Origin of the sequence: uncultured Sphingomonas sp. (genome assembly GCF_936927845.1) — a bacterium.
Classification (GTDB): Bacteria; Pseudomonadota; Alphaproteobacteria; order Sphingomonadales; family Sphingomonadaceae; genus Sphingomonas.
Window position 1 is genome coordinate 1 of sequence record NZ_CAKZHV010000012.1, and the last position, 17,082, is coordinate 17,082.

At 63.3% G+C, this 17,082-nt stretch carries 19 protein-coding genes and 1 pseudogene; 7 read left to right on the forward strand and 13 right to left on the reverse strand.

Annotation, left to right across the window (positions count from 1 at the left end; genetic code table 11):
- Positions 1 to 372, forward strand: a pseudogene (locus tag Q0579_RS02290) (IS3 family transposase); the annotation flags it as partial.
- 421 nt (positions 373 to 793) lie between these two features.
- On the opposite strand, the gene Q0579_RS02295 reads toward Q0579_RS02290, so the two are convergent.
- A complete protein-coding gene (locus Q0579_RS02295) occupies positions 794 to 1,447 on the reverse strand; it encodes a recombinase family protein (RefSeq protein ID WP_184111794.1) in 654 nt (217 codons plus the stop codon).
- 136 nt (positions 1,448 to 1,583) lie between these two features.
- Here Q0579_RS02295 and Q0579_RS02300 point away from each other — a divergent pair, with 136 nt between their 5' ends.
- A complete protein-coding gene (locus Q0579_RS02300; protein WP_298808697.1) occupies positions 1,584 to 1,946 on the forward strand; it encodes an AbrB/MazE/SpoVT family DNA-binding domain-containing protein in 363 nt (120 codons plus the stop codon).
- Positions 1,939 to 2,337 (forward strand): type II toxin-antitoxin system VapC family toxin, encoded by a 399-nt coding sequence (locus tag Q0579_RS02305; RefSeq protein ID WP_298808699.1) that lies wholly within the window; start codon positions 1,939 to 1,941, stop codon positions 2,335 to 2,337. The genes Q0579_RS02300 and Q0579_RS02305 overlap by 8 nt, the downstream gene beginning before the upstream one ends.
- 295 nt (positions 2,338 to 2,632) lie before the next feature.
- Here Q0579_RS02305 and Q0579_RS02310 read toward each other — a convergent pair whose 3' ends face one another.
- The 5 genes from Q0579_RS02310 to Q0579_RS18240 all read right to left on the reverse strand — a co-directional run bounded on the left by Q0579_RS02310 (position 2,633) and on the right by Q0579_RS18240 (position 6,477).
- Entirely contained in the window at positions 2,633 to 3,133 is a 501-nt protein-coding gene (locus tag Q0579_RS02310; RefSeq protein ID WP_298808702.1) for a hypothetical protein, read from the reverse strand.
- Between the two features lie 25 nt (positions 3,134 to 3,158).
- Entirely contained in the window at positions 3,159 to 4,517 is a 1,359-nt protein-coding gene (locus Q0579_RS02315) for a mechanosensitive ion channel (protein ID WP_298808705.1), read from the reverse strand.
- A 66-nt stretch (positions 4,518 to 4,583) separates the two neighbouring features.
- Positions 4,584 to 5,426, reverse strand: a complete 843-nt coding sequence (locus tag Q0579_RS02320; RefSeq protein WP_298808707.1) for a YsnF/AvaK domain-containing protein — start codon at positions 5,424 to 5,426, stop codon at positions 4,584 to 4,586.
- Positions 5,427 to 5,465: 39 nt separating this feature from the next.
- Positions 5,466 to 6,089, reverse strand: coding sequence for an OmpA family protein (locus Q0579_RS02325; protein WP_298808709.1), 624 nt, complete (start codon positions 6,087 to 6,089; stop codon positions 5,466 to 5,468).
- Positions 6,076 to 6,477 carry a YsnF/AvaK domain-containing protein gene (locus Q0579_RS18240; RefSeq protein WP_366522249.1) on the reverse strand — a complete coding sequence of 134 codons (402 nt, stop codon included), beginning with the start codon at positions 6,475 to 6,477 and terminating at the stop codon, positions 6,076 to 6,078. The genes Q0579_RS02325 and Q0579_RS18240 overlap by 14 nt, the downstream gene beginning before the upstream one ends.
- 150 nt (positions 6,478 to 6,627) lie before the next feature.
- Here Q0579_RS18240 and Q0579_RS02335 point away from each other — a divergent pair, with 150 nt between their 5' ends.
- On the forward strand, positions 6,628 to 8,112 hold the full coding sequence (locus Q0579_RS02335; RefSeq protein WP_298808713.1) for a helix-turn-helix transcriptional regulator: 1,485 nt from the start codon (positions 6,628 to 6,630) through the stop codon (positions 8,110 to 8,112).
- 428 nt (positions 8,113 to 8,540) lie between these two features.
- Here the strand turns inward: Q0579_RS02335 and bchE are convergent, their stop codons facing one another.
- Positions 8,541 to 10,106, reverse strand: a complete 1,566-nt coding sequence (bchE, locus tag Q0579_RS02340; RefSeq protein ID WP_298808714.1) for a magnesium-protoporphyrin IX monomethyl ester anaerobic oxidative cyclase — start codon at positions 10,104 to 10,106, stop codon at positions 8,541 to 8,543.
- A 76-nt stretch (positions 10,107 to 10,182) separates the two neighbouring features.
- Here bchE and Q0579_RS02345 point away from each other — a divergent pair, with 76 nt between their 5' ends.
- The gene (locus tag Q0579_RS02345) at positions 10,183 to 10,560 is read left to right on the forward strand and encodes a hypothetical protein (RefSeq protein ID WP_298808715.1); all 378 of its coding nucleotides are present in this window, start codon (positions 10,183 to 10,185) and stop codon (positions 10,558 to 10,560) included.
- 57 nt (positions 10,561 to 10,617) lie between these two features.
- Here the strand turns inward: Q0579_RS02345 and Q0579_RS02350 are convergent, their stop codons facing one another.
- The 3 genes from Q0579_RS02350 to Q0579_RS02360 all read right to left on the reverse strand — a co-directional run bounded on the left by Q0579_RS02350 (position 10,618) and on the right by Q0579_RS02360 (position 13,685).
- Positions 10,618 to 11,214 (reverse strand): recombinase family protein, encoded by a 597-nt coding sequence (locus Q0579_RS02350; protein ID WP_298808716.1) that lies wholly within the window; start codon positions 11,212 to 11,214, stop codon positions 10,618 to 10,620.
- 96 nt (positions 11,215 to 11,310) lie between these two features.
- On the reverse strand, positions 11,311 to 12,141 hold the full coding sequence (locus tag Q0579_RS02355) for an AAA family ATPase (protein ID WP_298808717.1): 831 nt from the start codon (positions 12,139 to 12,141) through the stop codon (positions 11,311 to 11,313).
- A complete protein-coding gene (locus Q0579_RS02360) occupies positions 12,141 to 13,685 on the reverse strand; it encodes a Mu transposase C-terminal domain-containing protein (RefSeq protein WP_298808719.1) in 1,545 nt (514 codons plus the stop codon). The genes Q0579_RS02355 and Q0579_RS02360 overlap by 1 nt, the downstream gene beginning before the upstream one ends.
- 92 nt (positions 13,686 to 13,777) lie before the next feature.
- Between Q0579_RS02360 and Q0579_RS02365 the strand changes: the two genes are divergently transcribed.
- Positions 13,778 to 14,371 (forward strand): recombinase family protein, encoded by a 594-nt coding sequence (locus Q0579_RS02365; RefSeq protein ID WP_298808721.1) that lies wholly within the window; start codon positions 13,778 to 13,780, stop codon positions 14,369 to 14,371.
- A 109-nt stretch (positions 14,372 to 14,480) separates the two neighbouring features.
- Positions 14,481 to 15,401, forward strand: coding sequence for a hypothetical protein (locus Q0579_RS02370; RefSeq protein WP_298808723.1), 921 nt, complete (start codon positions 14,481 to 14,483; stop codon positions 15,399 to 15,401).
- 97 nt (positions 15,402 to 15,498) lie between these two features.
- On the opposite strand, the gene Q0579_RS02375 is transcribed toward Q0579_RS02370, so the two are convergent.
- The 3 genes from Q0579_RS02375 to Q0579_RS02385 form a co-directional block, all read right to left on the reverse strand.
- A complete protein-coding gene (locus tag Q0579_RS02375; protein WP_298808724.1) occupies positions 15,499 to 15,885 on the reverse strand; it encodes a TniQ family protein in 387 nt (128 codons plus the stop codon).
- Positions 15,875 to 16,336: a TniB family NTP-binding protein gene (locus Q0579_RS02380; protein ID WP_298808725.1), complete on the reverse strand. Its 462-nt coding sequence runs from the start codon at positions 16,334 to 16,336 to the stop codon at positions 15,875 to 15,877. The genes Q0579_RS02375 and Q0579_RS02380 overlap by 11 nt, the downstream gene beginning before the upstream one ends.
- A protein-coding gene (locus Q0579_RS02385) for an IS5 family transposase (RefSeq protein ID WP_184116863.1) occupies positions 16,257 to 17,014 on the reverse strand; the annotation gives its coding sequence in 2 pieces (ribosomal slippage) (positions 16,257 to 16,681 and positions 16,681 to 17,014; 759 coding nt in all). Before Q0579_RS02385 ends, Q0579_RS02380 begins: the two co-directional genes overlap by 80 nt.
- Between the last annotated feature and the right edge of the window lie 68 nt (positions 17,015 to 17,082).

Consider the following 17,082-nt stretch of genomic DNA (forward strand, 5'->3'; position numbering starts at 1 on the left):
CCTTTTCGACGCCGATCACCCCGCTACCGGGGTCCCTTTTCCACGCCGATCCACAGCGGGGTTGAAAGACCTGCTGTCAAAAAAGTGGTGACGCCCGCCGCGAAGCGGCAAGCGGTCGCCCATCTTCAGACGACGCTGCGGATGAGCGGGCGGCGGGCATGCGCGGTTGTCGGAGCAGATCGCACGAGCATGCGGTATCGCTTGTGCCGAGCAGATGATGGCGACCTGAGGTCGCGTTTGCGTGAGTTGGCGCAGCAGCGTCGGCGATTTGGCTATCGACGGCTGCATATCCTGCTGCGCTGGGACGGCATCACGATCAATCGCAAGAAGACCCAACGACTCTATCGCGAGGAGGGTGCGACGGTTAAACGGCCGGTTTGAGGGAACGGACTTCGGAGCTTACATGGCTGGCTCTACTACGCCTTTCTGACGGCCTGCGTTGGAGCGATCCATCGGCAGCTTCTGTTCGAAGCAGATGTTCGCGGCAGCTGATCTGAATGACCGGCTTTGGTCGGCACCTGCCGTCTCGAATAGGAATCTTAAATGGGATGCACGGGCGGACACGTTACTACATTGAAAGGCGAACGCACCGCTTCCCAAAACCTGTTCCCGATTGCTTTTTCCCAAGACTGCCGGTCAGGCACGGAGAAACGGGACAGCGGATTGCGCCTCATTGAACAGCATGGCCCAGGATAGGGTGAGGCACCGTCGTGAGTAAATTGGGTTCTCCACCGCAAGTATCACGGCATCAAAAAAAGTGAAGGTAAAGCCCTGCACAAAGGGTAGGTTCGTTTTACGAGGTCGGCGCTACCGCAGCCGTCCTGGCCCGGTGAAGGGCGGTCACCCGCTTGACGTGGGCAATGCTGCATCCGGCTAGTTCCGCCGTCTTCGCGATGCTCATGCCCGCCTCGCGCAAACCGACGATGCGGCGGTGATGGGCAAGGTCGGGCTTGCGGCCGGTGTACCGCCCAGCCCTTTTAGCGATGTCGATCCCCTCGCGCTGCCGCTCGCGCCTGGTCTCATAATCGTCGCGCGCCGTCTGCAGCGCCACGCGCAGCAGCATGTCCTGCACCGCTTCCAGCACGATGCGCGCCACGCCCGCGCTGTCCGCCACTAAGTCGCTGAGGTCGACGATGCCCGGCACCGCCAGCCGAGCTCCCCTGCCGCGAATTGTCTCAACTAGCAGTTCGGCCTCCGGCAGCGGCAGGCGGCTGATGCGGTCTATCTTCTCGGCCACCACGACTTCGCCTGGTTGCAGGTCCGCCACCATGCGCAGCAGCTCCGGCCGATCGGGCCGCGCACCCGACGCCTTCTCCCGGTACACCGCCGCGATGTAGAAGCCGGCCGCCCGCGCGCCGGCCACGATACTCTCCTGCCGCGTCAGGTCCTGCTCGTCCGTGCTCACACGGAGGTACACCCTCGCCGCCCTAACCTTGCTGTCTGTCACTTACTCATCTCTCGTGCCCGGCGTGTTTCGGTACACCCTTGTGAGCCAGTCATGCAGAAGTCGGCTCAAAACGGCAACGACCGGTCCTACGTAGCTTAGCCAAGCGGACCGGGTCTAAGTAGCTGCTCCATCATTGATGAACGCTATTTCGGTGATCGGCCGTGCATCGATCCCTGCCTCCACGCTGGCGTCCAACCTCGCTCTCCGGTATAATGCCGTTGAACAGGTCGGAGCAGCGAGTTTAGTGCAGATGGAAGCACAGAGGGTCAAGATTGTGGACGGTGGTAAGCTCATAATCCCGGCGGCAATGCGCCGGGAGCTAGGGATCGCCACGGGTGACACTGTGCTCGTCGATGTGGACGATGGCGAGTTGCGGGTACGATCCGTACCTAGAGCGCTCGAGCGTGCTCGCGCGATCCTTCGCAAGTATGTGCCCGAAGGCGTCGGCTTGGCCGACGAGCTGATTGCGGAGCGCCGGCGTGAGGCGGAGCGTGAGTAGCAAGGTCGTACTCGACGCCTCGGCCCTGCTCTGCCTGCTAAACGATGAGCCTGGGGCGGATCGGGTAGTCGACGTCCTGACCCGCAGCATCATCGGAACGACCAACCTCGCCGAGGTCGTCTCCAAGCTTCGGGACCGAGGATTGCCGCTCGACGAGGTGCGTGAGGCGCTTGGTGGGCTGCACCTTGATGTCCGGCCGCTCTCTCCTGCCCAGGCGCTCATCATAGGGGACCTCCGGCCAGCGACGAAGGCGCTCGGTCTGTCCCTCGGCGATCGGGCATGCCTTGCCTTGGCGATCGACCTACAAGCCGAGATGCTCACAACGGACGGGCCACTTGCGAGCGCCGATGTAGGCATCAGCATCACCAATGTACGGCCAGAAGCAGAGTAGTCGCACATTCGTGCTTTTGGATACGGTTCGCCGAAACAGAGAGATCGCAGCGCCAGACGTCCACTGTTTCAGTTGGAGGTCCATCATCTCAGGACGCTGTCACAGAGAGAAACTCGTCCACCAATTAGGGAAACCTACAGGTGGACTTGCGCTCGGCACCGACGTTGCGTTACTGCGCCCTGGCGCGATCAATTCGAGCGACATGCAATAGAAAATACGTACGCGAACACCACGGACCGGTGCGAGAAAATTGGGTTGAGTACCGGCCATAGCGTGCCAGCCCGCCACGCCCAAGTTACCTAGCGAGCTTGAACGATCCCGGAACGACGGTCCAGATATCGTTTGCGTCGCACTGCTGCTTGGGATCGCCTTGTGGCATAGACCCGACCGCAGACCCTCCCGATCCGCCCATGCTGACGGTGGAACCAACAGGAAACGTTCGCCCGTCGACCGTCAGCATGTTTGCGGCTTGGTCGAAGCTCGCCGTCCCTTCGCGAAATACTAACGCTAATTCTCGGCTGCCACCTGCCACCAACAGGCATCCGTTCCGGATTAGCAGCGTGCCGGTCACGGCGACTTGGTGATAGGTGGGCGCCGGTCGGCCTGTTTGAGCCTGCGCCTGGAAGTACGTGAAGATGCGCACCCGGCCACCGGCGTTTGCGGACTCGACATCCGCCGGAGCCACGGGCAGAGTAGAGGCTTGCTTCGTCGTGTCACCTGACGCCACCTGGCTCTTTGAGCCATCAGCGCAAGCCGCAAGCGCGAGAAAAGCGAGCAGGATCTGCCAGCTCAACATGCGTCCGAGTTATCCTTGAGTTTGCTCACTTGTCTCCGGAGCCTGGACGAATCGTCGTGCTCGACTGCGGCGCAATTGGCGGTGTCGGCGTGCTGGCGGAGCCGCTGACGCGCTGAATCAGCTTGCCGGCGGCTTCCCGTCCGCCAAGTCCGAAGGCGAGCGCGAACGCGACGGCGATGGCACCCAGGATAAGACCGAAGGCAAGATTAATGATGTCGTCGGCGAGCCCCATGAAGCGCAGCCCGATGGCGGTGCCGAGCACGATGATTGCGACGTTGACGATCTTCGCGGTCAGTTCGGCGCTGGCCCCGCCGCCGGCGCGCACGACCGTCGACACCAGCTTAGCGATGGCGATGGCCGCGGCGATGATGACGGCGCCGAAGACGACCGAGCCGAGCAGGGTCAGAATCTCCGCCATCATGCGCGAGCCATAGGCGAAGTTGAGCTGCCGGAACGCCTCCATCAGGCCGAAGATGATAATGGCGACGAACACGGCCTGGCCGAGCAGCTTTGAGGGCACCAGCGTCGGCGTCGACGGACTTTCGGCCGACTTTAACGGGTCGCCTGAGGTGGTGGGCGCTGTGTCCGAGGGAAACACGCCAAGCGCGCTGACCGTGCGATCGAAGCCGGTGCTGCTCAGAAACTGGGTGAGCAGTTGCGACGCGAAGCGGCCGATCACGTAGGCGAGCGCGAGGATGATCGCGGCCGCGACGACATGCGGGATGCTGTCGAGGATGATCCGGAGCATCGCGGTCGCCGGCTCGGAGATCGCGCGAATGTTGAGCTGATCGAGCGCGGCGATCGCGACCGGGATGATGATGAGCGCGAACACGATCCCGCCGACCATCCGCGGCAGCGTTGTAGGATCGGCCTTGGCCATGCCGGCGCGTTCGGCGAGCTGCTCGGTGCGGGCGGCTGTCAGCACCGCTTCCACGGCCTTCTTGGCGACGCTGGCGACGATGTAGCCGACGAAGAAGATCAGCCCTGCGCCGATGATGTTGGGGATGGCGGCGCCGAACTGATTCAACATGCGGCCGACCGGGCTGGTGGCAGCGGCCAGGCCGAGCGGCTGAGCGGCAAGCACGAGCGCGATCAGTATCACGATCCAGAAGGCCGCATCACCGACCTGAGCGCCGACACTCTTAGGGTTGCGGCCCGTCTCGGGAATACCGGACTGCCGGTGCGCGTGCCGCGCCAGCGGCGTCTTGTTGACGAGGGCGGCAACGCCCCACTTGGCGGCCTTCGCCAGCAGGTAGCCGATCAGGAGAATGACGGCCGCCGCAAGAACGCGCGGCCCCCACTCCTGTAGGTAGAGAACGGCGGTGTCGCCGAGGTTGCGGGTGCCGGCGATCATGCCGTCCGCTGTCACATAGTTCGGGTTCATCGCCGTCTCCCCTGTAAGCACCTATGTGAGCCCGGCGCGTGCTGTCCCCGCGCCGGGCTCCACCGACTAGATTCGCTTGTCGGTGTCTCGGAAGGATGAACCGCGGGTCTCGACGCCGGTGTCGCGGTCGACCTCGACGTCCGTGCGGCGCACCGTATCATCGACCTCCTCGACATGCTCCTCGGCCGTCTTGGAGACCACGACCTCCTCGACGACGCGGGCGTTCTTGCCGATCACCGCTTCCTCGCCGGACGCGGTCATGTCGATCGTCCGCTCGCGGAACGCGTCCGTATCGGCCGCGGAGAGCGGCTGATCGACCGGGCGGCGCTCGACGTTGACGCGCTCGTTGCGGAGGCGAATCTGCTCATGCACCGGGGTCTCGGTCACATAGGAGCGGACGCGCACGCCGCCGCGGCTGACGTCGCGCTTGCCGACGACCAGCTGCTCCTCGACGATCGGGATCACCTCTTCCTGCTCGGCCGTGCGACCGGCAACCTCGCCGCGGCCGAAGCTCCCGAACGCTGCGCCGGTCGCGCCGGCACCCTGGTAATCCCAACCCGATTCACGCCATTGGCGCGAGCGGTCGTCGAGGTCGATCGAGTTGGCCTCTTCGAGCACCCTGACCGCCTCATCGACGCAATCGTCATCGACATCGGCGGTCAGCAGCGCGCCGCCGCGACGCACGCCTTCCTCGTAGGTGTGGCGATCCTCGTCGGGCACGAACGCGTTCTTGATCGAGTCCCAGAAGCCCCGGTCCTCATGCGTCGAGTAGCCTGTCTCTTTGTAGCCGGCGCTCGACTTGTCGTGGACATGGACATGGTCGGCATCGACCCTCGCGCTCTTCAGCCGCTCCTTGGCGGCCTCCGCGTCGCTTCGGCTGTCGAACAGGGCGGTGATGGTGGTGGACATGATCTTCTCCTACGTTGATGTGACAATGGGTAGAGCGGCTTACCTCGCCGTCACGACGAGTTCGGTGCGGCGGTTCTCAAAGCGACCGCCTGCGGTGGCGTTGGTGTCGACCGGATCGTTCTCGCCGCCCGAGACGGTTTCGATGCGGCCGGCGTCGATGCCCTGCGCGACCAGCGCCGACTTGACGCTATCGGCGCGGGCCTTGCCGAGCGCCATGTTGGCCGCATCGGCGCCGCGCGCGTCGGCGTAGGCCGCGATGCGGATTTTGGCGTTCGGATACTGCTTGAGCGTCGCCGCCACCTCGTTCACCTCGGCGGCGTCGGCCGGCCGGATGTCGCTCTTGGCGGTGTCGAAGTTGAGCTTCTCGAAGGTGAAGGTTCGCGGCAGCGGCTCGGTGCCGGCGAGATAGGTGCCGAGACCGGACGTGCCGATCAGCGCATCGGCGGAACCGGCGTTTGGCGTGGTCGCGATGACCTCGTCCGTTGCTGCGACGGGCGCGGGTGCGACCGTGGCGGTTTCCTCGCGGTTGCAGCGACTGAGCGCGAACAACAACGCCAGGATACCCAGCGCCAGCAGCAGCCAGGGCAGCCAGTTAAACTTCTTGTTCTTTTCGATGTGTATGTGGCTCGGCGCTCCTTCCGGCCGGTCGTTAGGTCCTGCCATGAACATCCTCCTCAGGTTTGGTGAGATCGGTGCGCTCGACGTCGACGCGGGTGCGCCTGAGCGTGGCCGGCAGCTCCACCGCCTCCGCATGTGCCGACCGGAAGACGTGGACCTCCTCGACGAGGAAGAGCCGCTTCTCGACAACCAGTCGCTCCTCCAAGACGGGGATAATGGTGACGCCGTTCTCCTCCCGGACAGCGGGAGCGCGATCGACCTCGCGCTCAATCGCTACCCGCCTGACCTCGACGTGCTCGCGGCGGACCTCGTCGCGAACGACGACCTGCTCCTGCTCCGGGACGGTACGTACGGTGACATGCTCGACGTCGGTCGCACGTTTAAGAACGTGCGCCTCCTCCTCAATGATTGGTAGGCGAATGTCGTTGGGCATGGCTGTCCTTCAGCTTTGCCCGTCTAACGCCGCCGGCTTCTTGAAGTGTCCCGATGCGGGCTCTTATTCGGGACAGCCGATTGGTAGATTGGTACTAGGCTTGCGGTAGGTTTCGTCGAACCGTTCATTATCTGCGAGGAACATCATCCCATGAGGCCGCGCTCTACCGGCATGGCCAATCCGCTCTCCCGCGTTCTTGCGCGCGACACGCTGACCCATCTCGAACAGCTGATCGGCGGCATGACCGCAGGCGTCATCCTGATCGACCTGGCGGGCACGATCATCTGGGCCAATGGTGCTGCGCTCGCGATGCACGGCGTCGACCAGATCGAAGGACTCGGCGGGACCGCGGACACCTATGCGCAGCGGTTCGCGCTCCGGTTCCGCAACGGCCACCGGCTCGCGAATCGCGAATATCCCGTCATCCGCATGTTGGCGGGCGAGAGCTTCCCCGACCTGGTGGTGGAGGTAAGTGCCGCCGGGAGCGATGAACGCCGCTGGACCCACAAGGTGCGCGACGTGGTGATGACCGGGAACGACGAGGAGCCGGACTGCCTGGCGCTCGTGATCCAGGACGTTTCCGACCAGTACGAAGCGGAGGCGCGGTTCGAGGCCATGTTCCAGGCCAACCCCGCGCCCGCGCTCATCATGCGGCTCTCGGATCAACGATACAGCCGGGCAAATCGCGGCTTCCTCGAAATGACCGGCTACTCGCGTCAGGCGGTCCAGGGACACAGCCTCTACGAACTCGACATCCTCAACGATGCCGAGCGGAAGGACTATGCCAAGCAGTGCCTCGCCGAAGGCCGGGCGATGCCGCAGATGGAAGCCGAGCTGCCGCTACCGGACGGACATACCAAGCTCGTCATCATCGCCGGCCAACCGATCGAAGTCGGCGACGACAAGTGCATGCTGTTCACCTTCGCCGATCTGGAGCCGCGCCGGAAGGCGGAGCGGGCGCTGCGCGCGAGCGAGACGCACTTCCACAGCCTTTTCGAGATGGCGCCCGTGGCGATGGTGCTGACCTCGCCCGACAGTCACCGCACAATGGACGTGAACGACGCCTTCGTTCGCCTGACGGGCCGGAGCTCAGCCGGGTCGATCGGCCGGGCCGCGGGCGACCCTGAACTGTGGGCCGATCCGGAGCAGCGCGAGGACGTGCAGCGGGAACTCGACCGCAGCGGCGGCGTCCGCAATCGTGACGTTCGCCTGATCGACGCGGACGGGCAGCCCATCGACTGTCTCATGTCGGCCGAGCGCATGGAGATCAGGGGCGAGCGCTGCACGCTGTGGCTCTATCAGGACATCACCACGCGCCGCCGGAGCGAGCTGGAGCTGGCCGACGCGATCGAGGCGGTGATGAAGGATGCGAGCTGGTTCAGTCGGACGGTGATGGACAAGCTCGCCACGCTGCGGAATCCGCATCCCGAAGCCGTCGAGACCGCGGACCTGACGCCGCGCGAGCGCGAAGTGCTCGGGCTGATCTGCGAGGGTCTCGATGATAAGGCAATTGCGAAGCGACTGTCGCTTTCAGGGAACACGGTTCGCAATCATGTCGCCGGCATCTACGGCAAGATCGGCGTCAATCGGCGCGCCGCAGCCGTTGCTTGGGCACGCGAACGTGGCATCACCTGATCCTTGGTAATCAAGGCTGATGCGCTATCATCTCCGGATAGGATACGCGCCGACCGGGGCGGCCGGACGACGCGGAGCGGGCAGAACATGCGATGCGAACGACCATCCTTTCGGCGGCCGCGGCCGCCCTCGCGCCCGGAGCGGTTCCGCAGACCAAGGAGCCCGGCGAGCTATTCGTCCTGCGCTTCGCCCCAGGCCCAAACTGGGTCGCGGGCTGCCCGATGGCGGCGTAGGACCTGCGCACGCACGGGCCTATCACGCGCGCTTGGTGCGCGACAGCCACTCCGTCGCAGAAGCGTTCGTGAGTTTGGAGAGCGGCATGGCGCTGGTCCGCGCCGCAGATCGGCTAGAAGCGGCAGCCGTCGCGGCGGCAGACCCGGCGTTTGTCATTTCTCAAAGACAGTGTCAGCGGTTGGTCGAAGGCGATGTCAGTTGACGCGGACGGCTTGCTGGGAGTGGCTTGACTGTCCGAGCTGTCCTCGACGCGGCTGGCGAGCGACCCGCGACGCTTCCTCCTCATGATCCTGCGGCGCGCCGAGGTGATCCGCGACGGTCCGACCATCCTGACGCACACGATCACGGAAGAGGAAGCTCGACACTTCGTGCAACCACACACGACGGCCCATGCGGTAATACCAGCGGATCGCATGGCGGATTTTTGGATCGGGATGCCATATCCACCGCATCAGAGCGCGGGGGCGCAGCTGCGCGACCGCCTCAATCAGCTTGACCCATAGAAACAAGCGTGCGGGCGTCATGCGCGCCATGCCCAAAACCTGATGCTTGTAGTCCCACTTCGTCGAGTCGGACTGCACGACCGGACGATCTTTGGCGATACGGAAGAACGGAGTCCACCGATGCGGCGTAACGTAAAGCGCCTGAATCTGGTCCGCGTCATAAGACACAAGCTGGCGCAGCCCGCGGAATAGGTCAGCGTCGGTCTGGTCATCGAAGCCGGCGACCCACGTGACCATCGACAAGATGCCGTGTTGGCGTAGCAATCGGATCGCCTCCCGGTCACTGGCTACCGCACCACCTTTTCGGATCAGCTTCAGCGTTGCTTCGTCTGTATTTTCCATGCCCATCAGGAAGCGCTCAAAGCCAGCCTGTTTGTAGAGGTGAAGAATATCCGCATCGCGAACGATGTCGTCGGCGCGGGTCGATCCAACCAACGTGACGGAAATGTTCTCGGCGATCAGCGCTTCCAGGAAAGCGCGCCACGGCTTTCGACCGGCACTCGGATTCTCATCGGCAAAGTTGAACACTTCTACGCCGTGGTCGCGGTGCAGCCGAGCAATCTCGCGAGCAAGCAATACGGGGTCGCGGTGACGCCAGCGTGTCCAGAAACCGCGCTGTCCGCAATAGTTGCAAAGGTGGGGGCAGCCGCGTGAGAACTGGATAACGACCGCGCGCTTGCCGCCCCAGTAGCTGTACCGCGCGTGGTCGATCAACTCCCAACCGACGCGGTATGCATCAAGGTTGGTAATGACCGGCGCGGCCGGGGTATCGATGACTTGTTCAAGGTGACGGTAGGCGATGCCGGGCACGTCGTTCAACGAGCCGTTATCGGCTATGGCACGCATCAGACGACGTGCGGTCTCCTCACCTTCGCCCCGCACGATCGCCAAGACGTGCGACTCCTGCGCTAGTATTTCGCGCCAAAAATATGTCGGGTGAACGCCGCCATATACGATCCTGATTGAGGGTAGTGCTTTTGCGACTGCGGCGGAAACGCGCGCGATGATCGGATGGCCCGATGACGAACCCGAGTGGCCAAACAGCACCGCGTCCGGCGCGCGGCGTACGATCTCCGCCGTGAGATCGGTCAGCGGCATGGGTCCAAATTCCGCATCGATCAACTCGACCCGATGACCATCGTCGATGAGGGGACCGCCCACGCAGAGAAGGCCGAACGGAGGCAGCTGCTCCCTCGGGATACGGCTACCGATCGCCGGATGGGGAACGTTCACCAAAAGGATATACAATGTCGTCAACCCGCTCAGAGTGACCTTTGCCTAGCACAACGTGGTCAAGGGAGGATGAACATCGGGAGGAGAAACGATGGAGAGGATGGAAGCAAGGCTGATACAGTACCGGGCTCTGGTGGACCATCGCCTGCATTTCGGCAGGCTCTATTTCCAGGTAATCGGGACGAACCTTACGTTGGTCACCGGTGCGACAATTGCAATTGGGATTGGTCGCCCCGAGTGGTGGACGGCAATGCAACTGCTCGCCGGATTGGTATTGGTGGGCACTGGTTTCGTGGCTCATCGCCTCCATCATCAGGAGGAGCGCTATGCCTCAGCAATGCAAGCCATTGAAAAAGAAGAGAGCGGCATGGTTCAACTTGCAGACACGCGCCGGTTTGGCGCTCGTCACCTTGTCGCGATAGCCCTTGTCGGGACGGGCCTTTCGATAAGTATCGGGGGCATCCTACGCGTGGTCTAGCTCTCCGGCAGCAGGGCTAAGGCGCGATCTTCTTAGCTGGCCCCCCAGCGGGGCAGTTCACTTTGTCTCCTCCAAAGCTGGCGTATCCGGAGCTGTTTGGCGGATCAGCGCCAACTCTCGATACAAGGTAGACCGACCAAGACCGAGCTGCTTTGCGGCCTGTGCGGGACCGACGCCGGCCTCAACCAGCTTGAGCGCGGACATCAGCTTTTCGGAATCGAGCGTCGGCCGACCCGGCACCTTGCCGCGTGCGCGGGCAGCGGCGATCCCGTCGCGGGTGCGCTCGATGATGAGCCGCCGCTCGAAATGCGCGATGGCACCAAAGACGTGGAACACCAGCTCACCGGCGGCCGATGACGTGTCCAGGCGCTCTTCCAACGATCGGAACGCCAGACCCCGCGATTTGAACATGTCGATCGTCTCCAGCAGCTCCTTGAGTGAGCGGCCGAGCCTGTCGAGGCGCACGACACAGATGGTGTCACCGGCACGGCAGAAGTCCAGCATCTCGGTCAGGCCCGGTCGATCGAAGCCCTTGCCGGACATGATGTCGTCGAACACCCGGATAGCGCCGGCTTCCTCGGTCAGCCGACGTCGCTGCACATCCAAGTCCTGGTCGCTGGTGGAGACGCGGGCATAACCCAGCACGTCCGGCATCGTGTTACCCCTCGTCCCTAATCCGCTCGGTTTGTGGACGAGCGGGCCAGCACTCGCAAATGTGGCTTTCAGCGGTAAATGTCACGAATGTCAGCACTAGGTGACGCCGATGACGAGGGTGCTGCGGGCGGCTTCCACGACATCCTCGCTGATGGTTGCGAGGCCGTTGATCTTCAGCACGCGCTCGATCTGCACGAACAGGCGGTGCAGTAGCCGGAAATTGCCACCTGTGATCCGAACGATGGCCGCGACCGCTTGCGCGTCGGTGAAATCGGCGTCGTCGAGGGCAAGGCCGAGGTCGCGCCAGCGGCGGGTCAGCACGAAGGTCAGCTCCGCATCCTGCAACGGCCGATATTGGTGGGCGAAGCCGACCCGGCTGAAGAGCTGGGGATAGCGCGCCATGCGCTTTTCGATACCGGGCATCCCGATCAGGATGAGCCCGATCCCCTGCCGATCGAACACGTCACGCATGTATTCCAGCGCCGTCGTCGACAGGCGCTCGGCTTCATCGACGATCACCATTTCGACGTAGCGGGTATGACGACTGACATAACGGACCTGTCCGTCTTTCTGAGGCCGGACGTGTTCGTCGATGCAATGGTCCACTCGGTCGAGCAGCCGGGGCAGATCCTGCCGCAGTTCGCGCAACGTGCTGCCGACCGAAGGTGTGTAGAAAACCGCACGTGCCTGAGCGAGGTGGGCATAGATTTCCAGGTCGGATGGATCGCGTGGTCCCCAAACGGTGAGCAGGGGCGCAGCCTTGTCCCATCGGGCATACCGGCAGGCCGAGAGCGTTTTGCCGACGCCCGCTGGGCCATGACACAGGCCGATGTAGCGATGCTTCCGAACGGCGTCGGCGAACTCGATGAAGCGGCGGTGCTCTTGGGTCGAGATGAAGCTGGTCGCGCGCGTACTGCCGGCGGTCATCAGTCGCCCTCATAATAGGTGCGTAGCTTCGGCCGGCTTGGTGGCGGCGCCGGAGTCGCTGCGGAGACCGGCGCCAATTCAGGCAATCGCGCCGGTTTCGCGATCGGAGCCGGAGTGCGCAGGATCGCTGGAAGATAGTCTATAACGCTCGATTGCTTCTCCCTGATCTCCTGCCGCAGGCGACGCCGATGCGCGATCCGCGCCGCCTGGATGTCCTTTAGGGTGACACTGTTCGCGGCATGATCCGCATCGATCGCCCGGCACAGGAACACGTTGCGATGGAACACGCGGACTTCGCCCATGTCGCGGGGGTCGTAGCGGATCGTCACCGGCTCGCCGACGTAGGCTGCCAGCGTCGGATCGAAGTAGCGCAATCCCTCGAAGCGGATGCCGTCGCGGTGAACGGTGCGGGGCTTGGCGACCATGACCAGCAGCATGTCCAGTTCGGCAAGCGTCTCCGGCATCCGGGGCAACCAGCCATCGCCCCGCCATGCGGCTATCGGTGCCGCCCCGATCGAACGGTGGGGACGCGCATTATAGGTCGAGATGATCCAGGCGCCGATCGCCGCGTCCAGTTCGGCCAGTGAAAGGGCCGGTGGGGATACCGTCTTGCCGGCGCGCAGGTTGCCGGGGAGTTCGGCCAGCAATTCGGTGTTGATGGTCCGGAACAGCCGCTCGATCTTGCCACGCCCCTGCGGACGGGCGACGGCTGAGTAGATCAGCCTGATACGCAGATCGGCCGCGGCCTGTTCGAGGTGGAGGCTGGTGAAGTCCGATCCGTGATCGACGTGCAGCACATCGGGAATGCCGCACACCGGCCATGCCGGATCGGCCTTGCGCCAGATGGCCTGGCGCAGCGCGAGCGACGTATTGAGCGCGGATGGCGCGCCGAGAAACACCATGTAGCCTGCGATCACGCGGGAATGATCGTCCACCACCGTCGTCAGCCACGGCCGTGTCGGTCTGCCACGAGCATCGAGGATGAGGATGTCGAGTTCGGTGTGGTCGGCCTGCCAGATCGCGTTCGGGCGATCGGCGCGATGACGATGGACCATCTCGTATTTGTCGCGGAAAGCGGCAGCGCCCTCATGCGCGAGCGTCAGCATCGCAGGATCGATCCGGCGCACGATATCGCGAACGCTGCCGTAGGACGGCGTGTGCCATCCATATTCGCTAGCGACATGCACAACGCGACGATGGATGGTTGCGATCGAGGCCGGCGGCTTCGTCAGCGCCATGCCCTGGATCAGTTGGACCAGACCGTCCGGGAACGTCCGTGTGCCAGCTTCCGGACGAAGCGGCCGCGCGAGGCCCATTGGACCGTTGGCGGTATAGCGAGCGAGCCATCGCTGGACGGTGCGCAGCGAAACACCGGCATCGGCCGCGACTTTGGCCAGCGACGCGCCACCATGCAGATGGGCGCGAAGTGCCGCCATTCGCCGCGCCACCTCCGCGCCTCCTGTCTCCGATCTTCGACCATCCGCCATGGTGATCGCCCCCTGTCCGATAGAGGATCGTTCTGCGGACCCGCCCCGGCCGACCAACCGACCGACGGAAAACGGCCGGATACCGAGTCTCACATAGATAGTACCATATGTTTTGCGGTGAGGGGGCCTTTTACGTTACACTTTGGCCCATGACGCACACGCTGATCGGCTATGCCCGCTGCTCGACCGATAAACAGGATCTCGCTGCTCAGCATGACGCGCTGCTCAAGCTCGGGGTGGCGGCCGATCGCATCTACACCGACAAGGGCTTCACCGGCACGAGCCGTGATCGGCCTGGCCTCGACCAGACGCTGGCGGCTGTGCGGAGCGGTGACACGTTGGTAGTCCCGAAGCTCGACCGCTTGGCGCGATCTGTGCCAGACGCGCGCGCGATCGGCGATGGTCTCGCCGCCCGCGGCGTAAGGCTCCAGCTAGGCAGCAGCGTTCACGATCCGTCCGATCCGATGGGCAAGCTGTTCTTCAACATCCTCGCCACCTTCGCCGAGTTTGAGGCAGACCTGATCCGAATGCGGACGCGCGAGGGCATGGCTGTCGCGCGCTCAAAGGGTAAGCTGCGCGGCAAGAAGCCTAAGCTGTCCGATCGACAGCAAAAGGAGCTGCGCCGCATGTACGACACCGGCGACTACTCGATCAGCGACCTCGCCGAGCTGTTTTCGATTTCTCGACCAACCGTTTATCGAACGTTGGATCGCCAATCTGCCGTATTAGCGAAAGCGGCTTAGACGATCGGATGCGCGTCGGATTAAATATCAGGCAGGCTTGAGGAGCATTGCGAACGGAAAGTCTACGTTGCATCCTCAACTTTTGATCGGGCTTAGAAGGAAGAACGCCATGCGCCTGCCAGCGCTTATGCTCATGGGCCTCCTCATCGGGGCTGCCCCCGTTGACGTGCCGGTTGGCAACTTCCAGACTTGGCTCGCATTCAAAAAGCAACCGCTTGCTTTCGATTCAGGCGGGATAAAAGTACATGTAGAGGCGGTACCCTGCCCCGCCAATCCTATCGGAGACAGCAGTTGTCGATGGGATGGCTTTAACAATCAGGCCAACGTGACAGTGAGTTCGGCGGGCATGTCACCCATAACCGTCAAGACAGATAGTCAGAGCTCATATGCGCGGATCGCAGTGGCGCGCTTTCATCGAGGCGACCGCCACCTAGGCATCATTATCGAAAGCCAATCAGGTGGATCGGGCGGTGATATGACGCTTCAAATGTTGATCCCGAGCGGCAGTCACTATCGCATTGCACAGTCGAATGACCCCACAGATCTGCATCTCCAAGGTCAACTAGCCGATGCGCCGCGTGACGTCTCTGGAGACGGCAGCATCGACTTGAAACTTGAGGACGCGGTGTTCGACTCCGCTTTCGGTTGTAACGCTTGTACACCTCGCCCCCCCAAGTTTCTTACGGTCAAAAATGGCAAGATTATAGACGAAAGCCGCGACCCCGGCCTTCGCGGAGCATTTGCTGCTGACATGAAGCGGCTGGCGCCGGCCTGCCTATCGCAAACCCAAGACCGCAATGGTGCCTGCGCCGCGTTTGTTGCCGACGCGGCAAGAGCCGGACAGTTCGACGTCGCTTGGAACGCAATGCTTAAGCACTATGAGCATGATGGCGTTCTATGGGAGCCCTGCGACCTAGCGCCATCAGAGTGGAAGGATCATCGATGCCCTGAGGGGCACCTAACACGGTTCAAGAGTTTTCCTGACTCCCTCCGCGCCTTCCTCATTCGAACGGGCTACATCTCCGCATGATTTTCGTGCTGCGGTCTACGTAAGGCGCCATGTAGCGCCGACAATCGTACGCCAATTAGCGCTGACATTTACACGCAAAATCCGGCGCCAACCGTCTCTAAATACTGTCCACAAACCCGCCGTGTCCAGAAAATCTGAACCGCATTTTGTGGACGATTTCCGGATCGCAGCGGATTACCCAGCGCGCCGCCACCTTGGTTCGAGCATGGCAGCGGGCGTCGGTCATGTTGCGGAGCCGGCGGATCGACTGACCGGTGCCGCTCGACAGTCGATCTAGCAAGGCTTGGGGCGGATCGTCCGCGCAGCGATCAAGGTCGCCGACATCGCAGTCGAGGCCATATCGACAGAAGGTCGTCACACCCATGCCGTAGGTGTCGGCCAGTCTGCGGACGTAGGTGTCGAGCCTCTCCAACGGACGCGGTTGCGGATGCAGCGGCCAGCGCGGGCGCGGTAGGTCGCCCATCAGCTCGACTTCATCGAACACGGGGGAAGGACGCTTCGAACAGGGCGCGCCGCTCGTCCGGCCCGCGATAGTCGCACCCGTCGAGCATCACGCGGTCGATCCGCTCGCGTCCGTGCAACAGCGCGTGGACCGTCGCGGCGGTCAGCAAGGCCGCGACCTCGCCGATCAGGCCGGTCGATCGGCGCAGCACCATGCTGCGTAATTCAGGCGCATCCGCCAGCGCCGATCGTTCCCGCAAAGGCAACGCGCGCTCGAAACTGGCGAGGAGGCGCGCGAACACACCGTCGTCCTGCCATGCCGGTAGCGGGATCGGCTCGAAGCGGTTTTCAAGCTGGTCATCGCTGCGCACCGCGATCTGAGCCTGTTTGGTGCCTAGGGTCAGGACTCGTTGATCACAGCCAGAAGATGACGGTTGCAGCGAGGGCGACGGCAGCGAAGAAGGCCGTGGGGCAGCGATCGTAGCGAGTGGCAACGCGCCGCCAATCTTTGAGACGGCCGAACATGATCTCGATGCGGCTGCGGCGCCGGTAGCGACGCTTGTCATATCTGACCGGCTCGTTGCGCGATCGCCGGCCTGGGATGCAGGGCTGGATGCCCTTGGCCTGGAGAGCGTCTCTAAACCAATCGGCGTCGTAGCCCCGGTCGCCGAGCAGCCACTGCGCTTTCGGCAGGTCGTCCAGCAGCGCTGCCGCGCCGGTGTAGTCGCTGACTTGGCCCGCGGTCATGAAGAAGCTCAAAGGGCGTCCGTTCGCATCGGCCAAGGCGTGGAGTTTGGTGTTCATGCCACCTTTGGTGCGCCCGATCAGGCGGCCGAGATCCCCTTTTTTACCCGCAGGCTCGATGCCGTGCGGTGCGCCTTGAGGTAGGTCGCATCGATCATGACCGTCCTCGGCTCGCCACCGACCGCAGCCAGACCCTCCATCATCCGCGTGAACACGCCCGCCTCGCCCCAACGCTTCCAGCGGTTGTAGAGCGTCTTGTAGGGCCCGTAGGCGCTCGGTGCATCGCGCCAGCGAAGCCCATTGCGGTTAACGAACACGATGCCGCTCAGCACCCGCCGGTCATCGACCCGCGGCTTGCCGTGGCTCTTGGGAAAGAACGGCCGCAGCCGCTCGATCTGCTCGTCCGTCAGCCAAAACAGGTCGCTCATCCCCGGTCTCCTCGCGGAGCCTGAATCATCTGTGGACGCCCCTTCGGGTGCAAGCGGTATCTGGAAGT

What these genes read in the sequence shown, in the direction of transcription:
- Q0579_RS02300 (WP_298808697.1), top strand. Translation starts at nt 1,584, where the DNA reads ATGAACGCTATTTCGGTGATCGGCCGTGCATCGATCCCTGCCTCCACG.
- Q0579_RS02310 (WP_298808702.1), bottom strand. Translation starts at nt 3,133, where the DNA reads ATGTTGAGCTGGCAGATCCTGCTCGCTTTTCTCGCGCTTGCGGCTTGC.
- Q0579_RS02315 (WP_298808705.1), bottom strand. Translation starts at nt 4,517, where the DNA reads ATGAACCCGAACTATGTGACAGCGGACGGCATGATCGCCGGCACCCGC.
- Q0579_RS02320 (WP_298808707.1), bottom strand. Translation starts at nt 5,426, where the DNA reads ATGTCCACCACCATCACCGCCCTGTTCGACAGCCGAAGCGACGCGGAG.
- Q0579_RS02325 (WP_298808709.1), bottom strand. Translation starts at nt 6,089, where the DNA reads ATGGCAGGACCTAACGACCGGCCGGAAGGAGCGCCGAGCCACATACAC.
- Q0579_RS18240 (WP_366522249.1), bottom strand. Translation starts at nt 6,477, where the DNA reads ATGCCCAACGACATTCGCCTACCAATCATTGAGGAGGAGGCGCACGTT.
- Q0579_RS02335 (WP_298808713.1), top strand. Translation starts at nt 6,628, where the DNA reads ATGAGGCCGCGCTCTACCGGCATGGCCAATCCGCTCTCCCGCGTTCTT.
- Q0579_RS02345 (WP_298808715.1), top strand. Translation starts at nt 10,183, where the DNA reads ATGGAAGCAAGGCTGATACAGTACCGGGCTCTGGTGGACCATCGCCTG.
- Q0579_RS02350 (WP_298808716.1), bottom strand. Translation starts at nt 11,214, where the DNA reads ATGCCGGACGTGCTGGGTTATGCCCGCGTCTCCACCAGCGACCAGGAC.
- Q0579_RS02355 (WP_298808717.1), bottom strand. Translation starts at nt 12,141, where the DNA reads ATGACCGCCGGCAGTACGCGCGCGACCAGCTTCATCTCGACCCAAGAG.
- Q0579_RS02365 (WP_298808721.1), top strand. Translation starts at nt 13,778, where the DNA reads ATGACGCACACGCTGATCGGCTATGCCCGCTGCTCGACCGATAAACAG.
- Q0579_RS02370 (WP_298808723.1), top strand. Translation starts at nt 14,481, where the DNA reads ATGCGCCTGCCAGCGCTTATGCTCATGGGCCTCCTCATCGGGGCTGCC.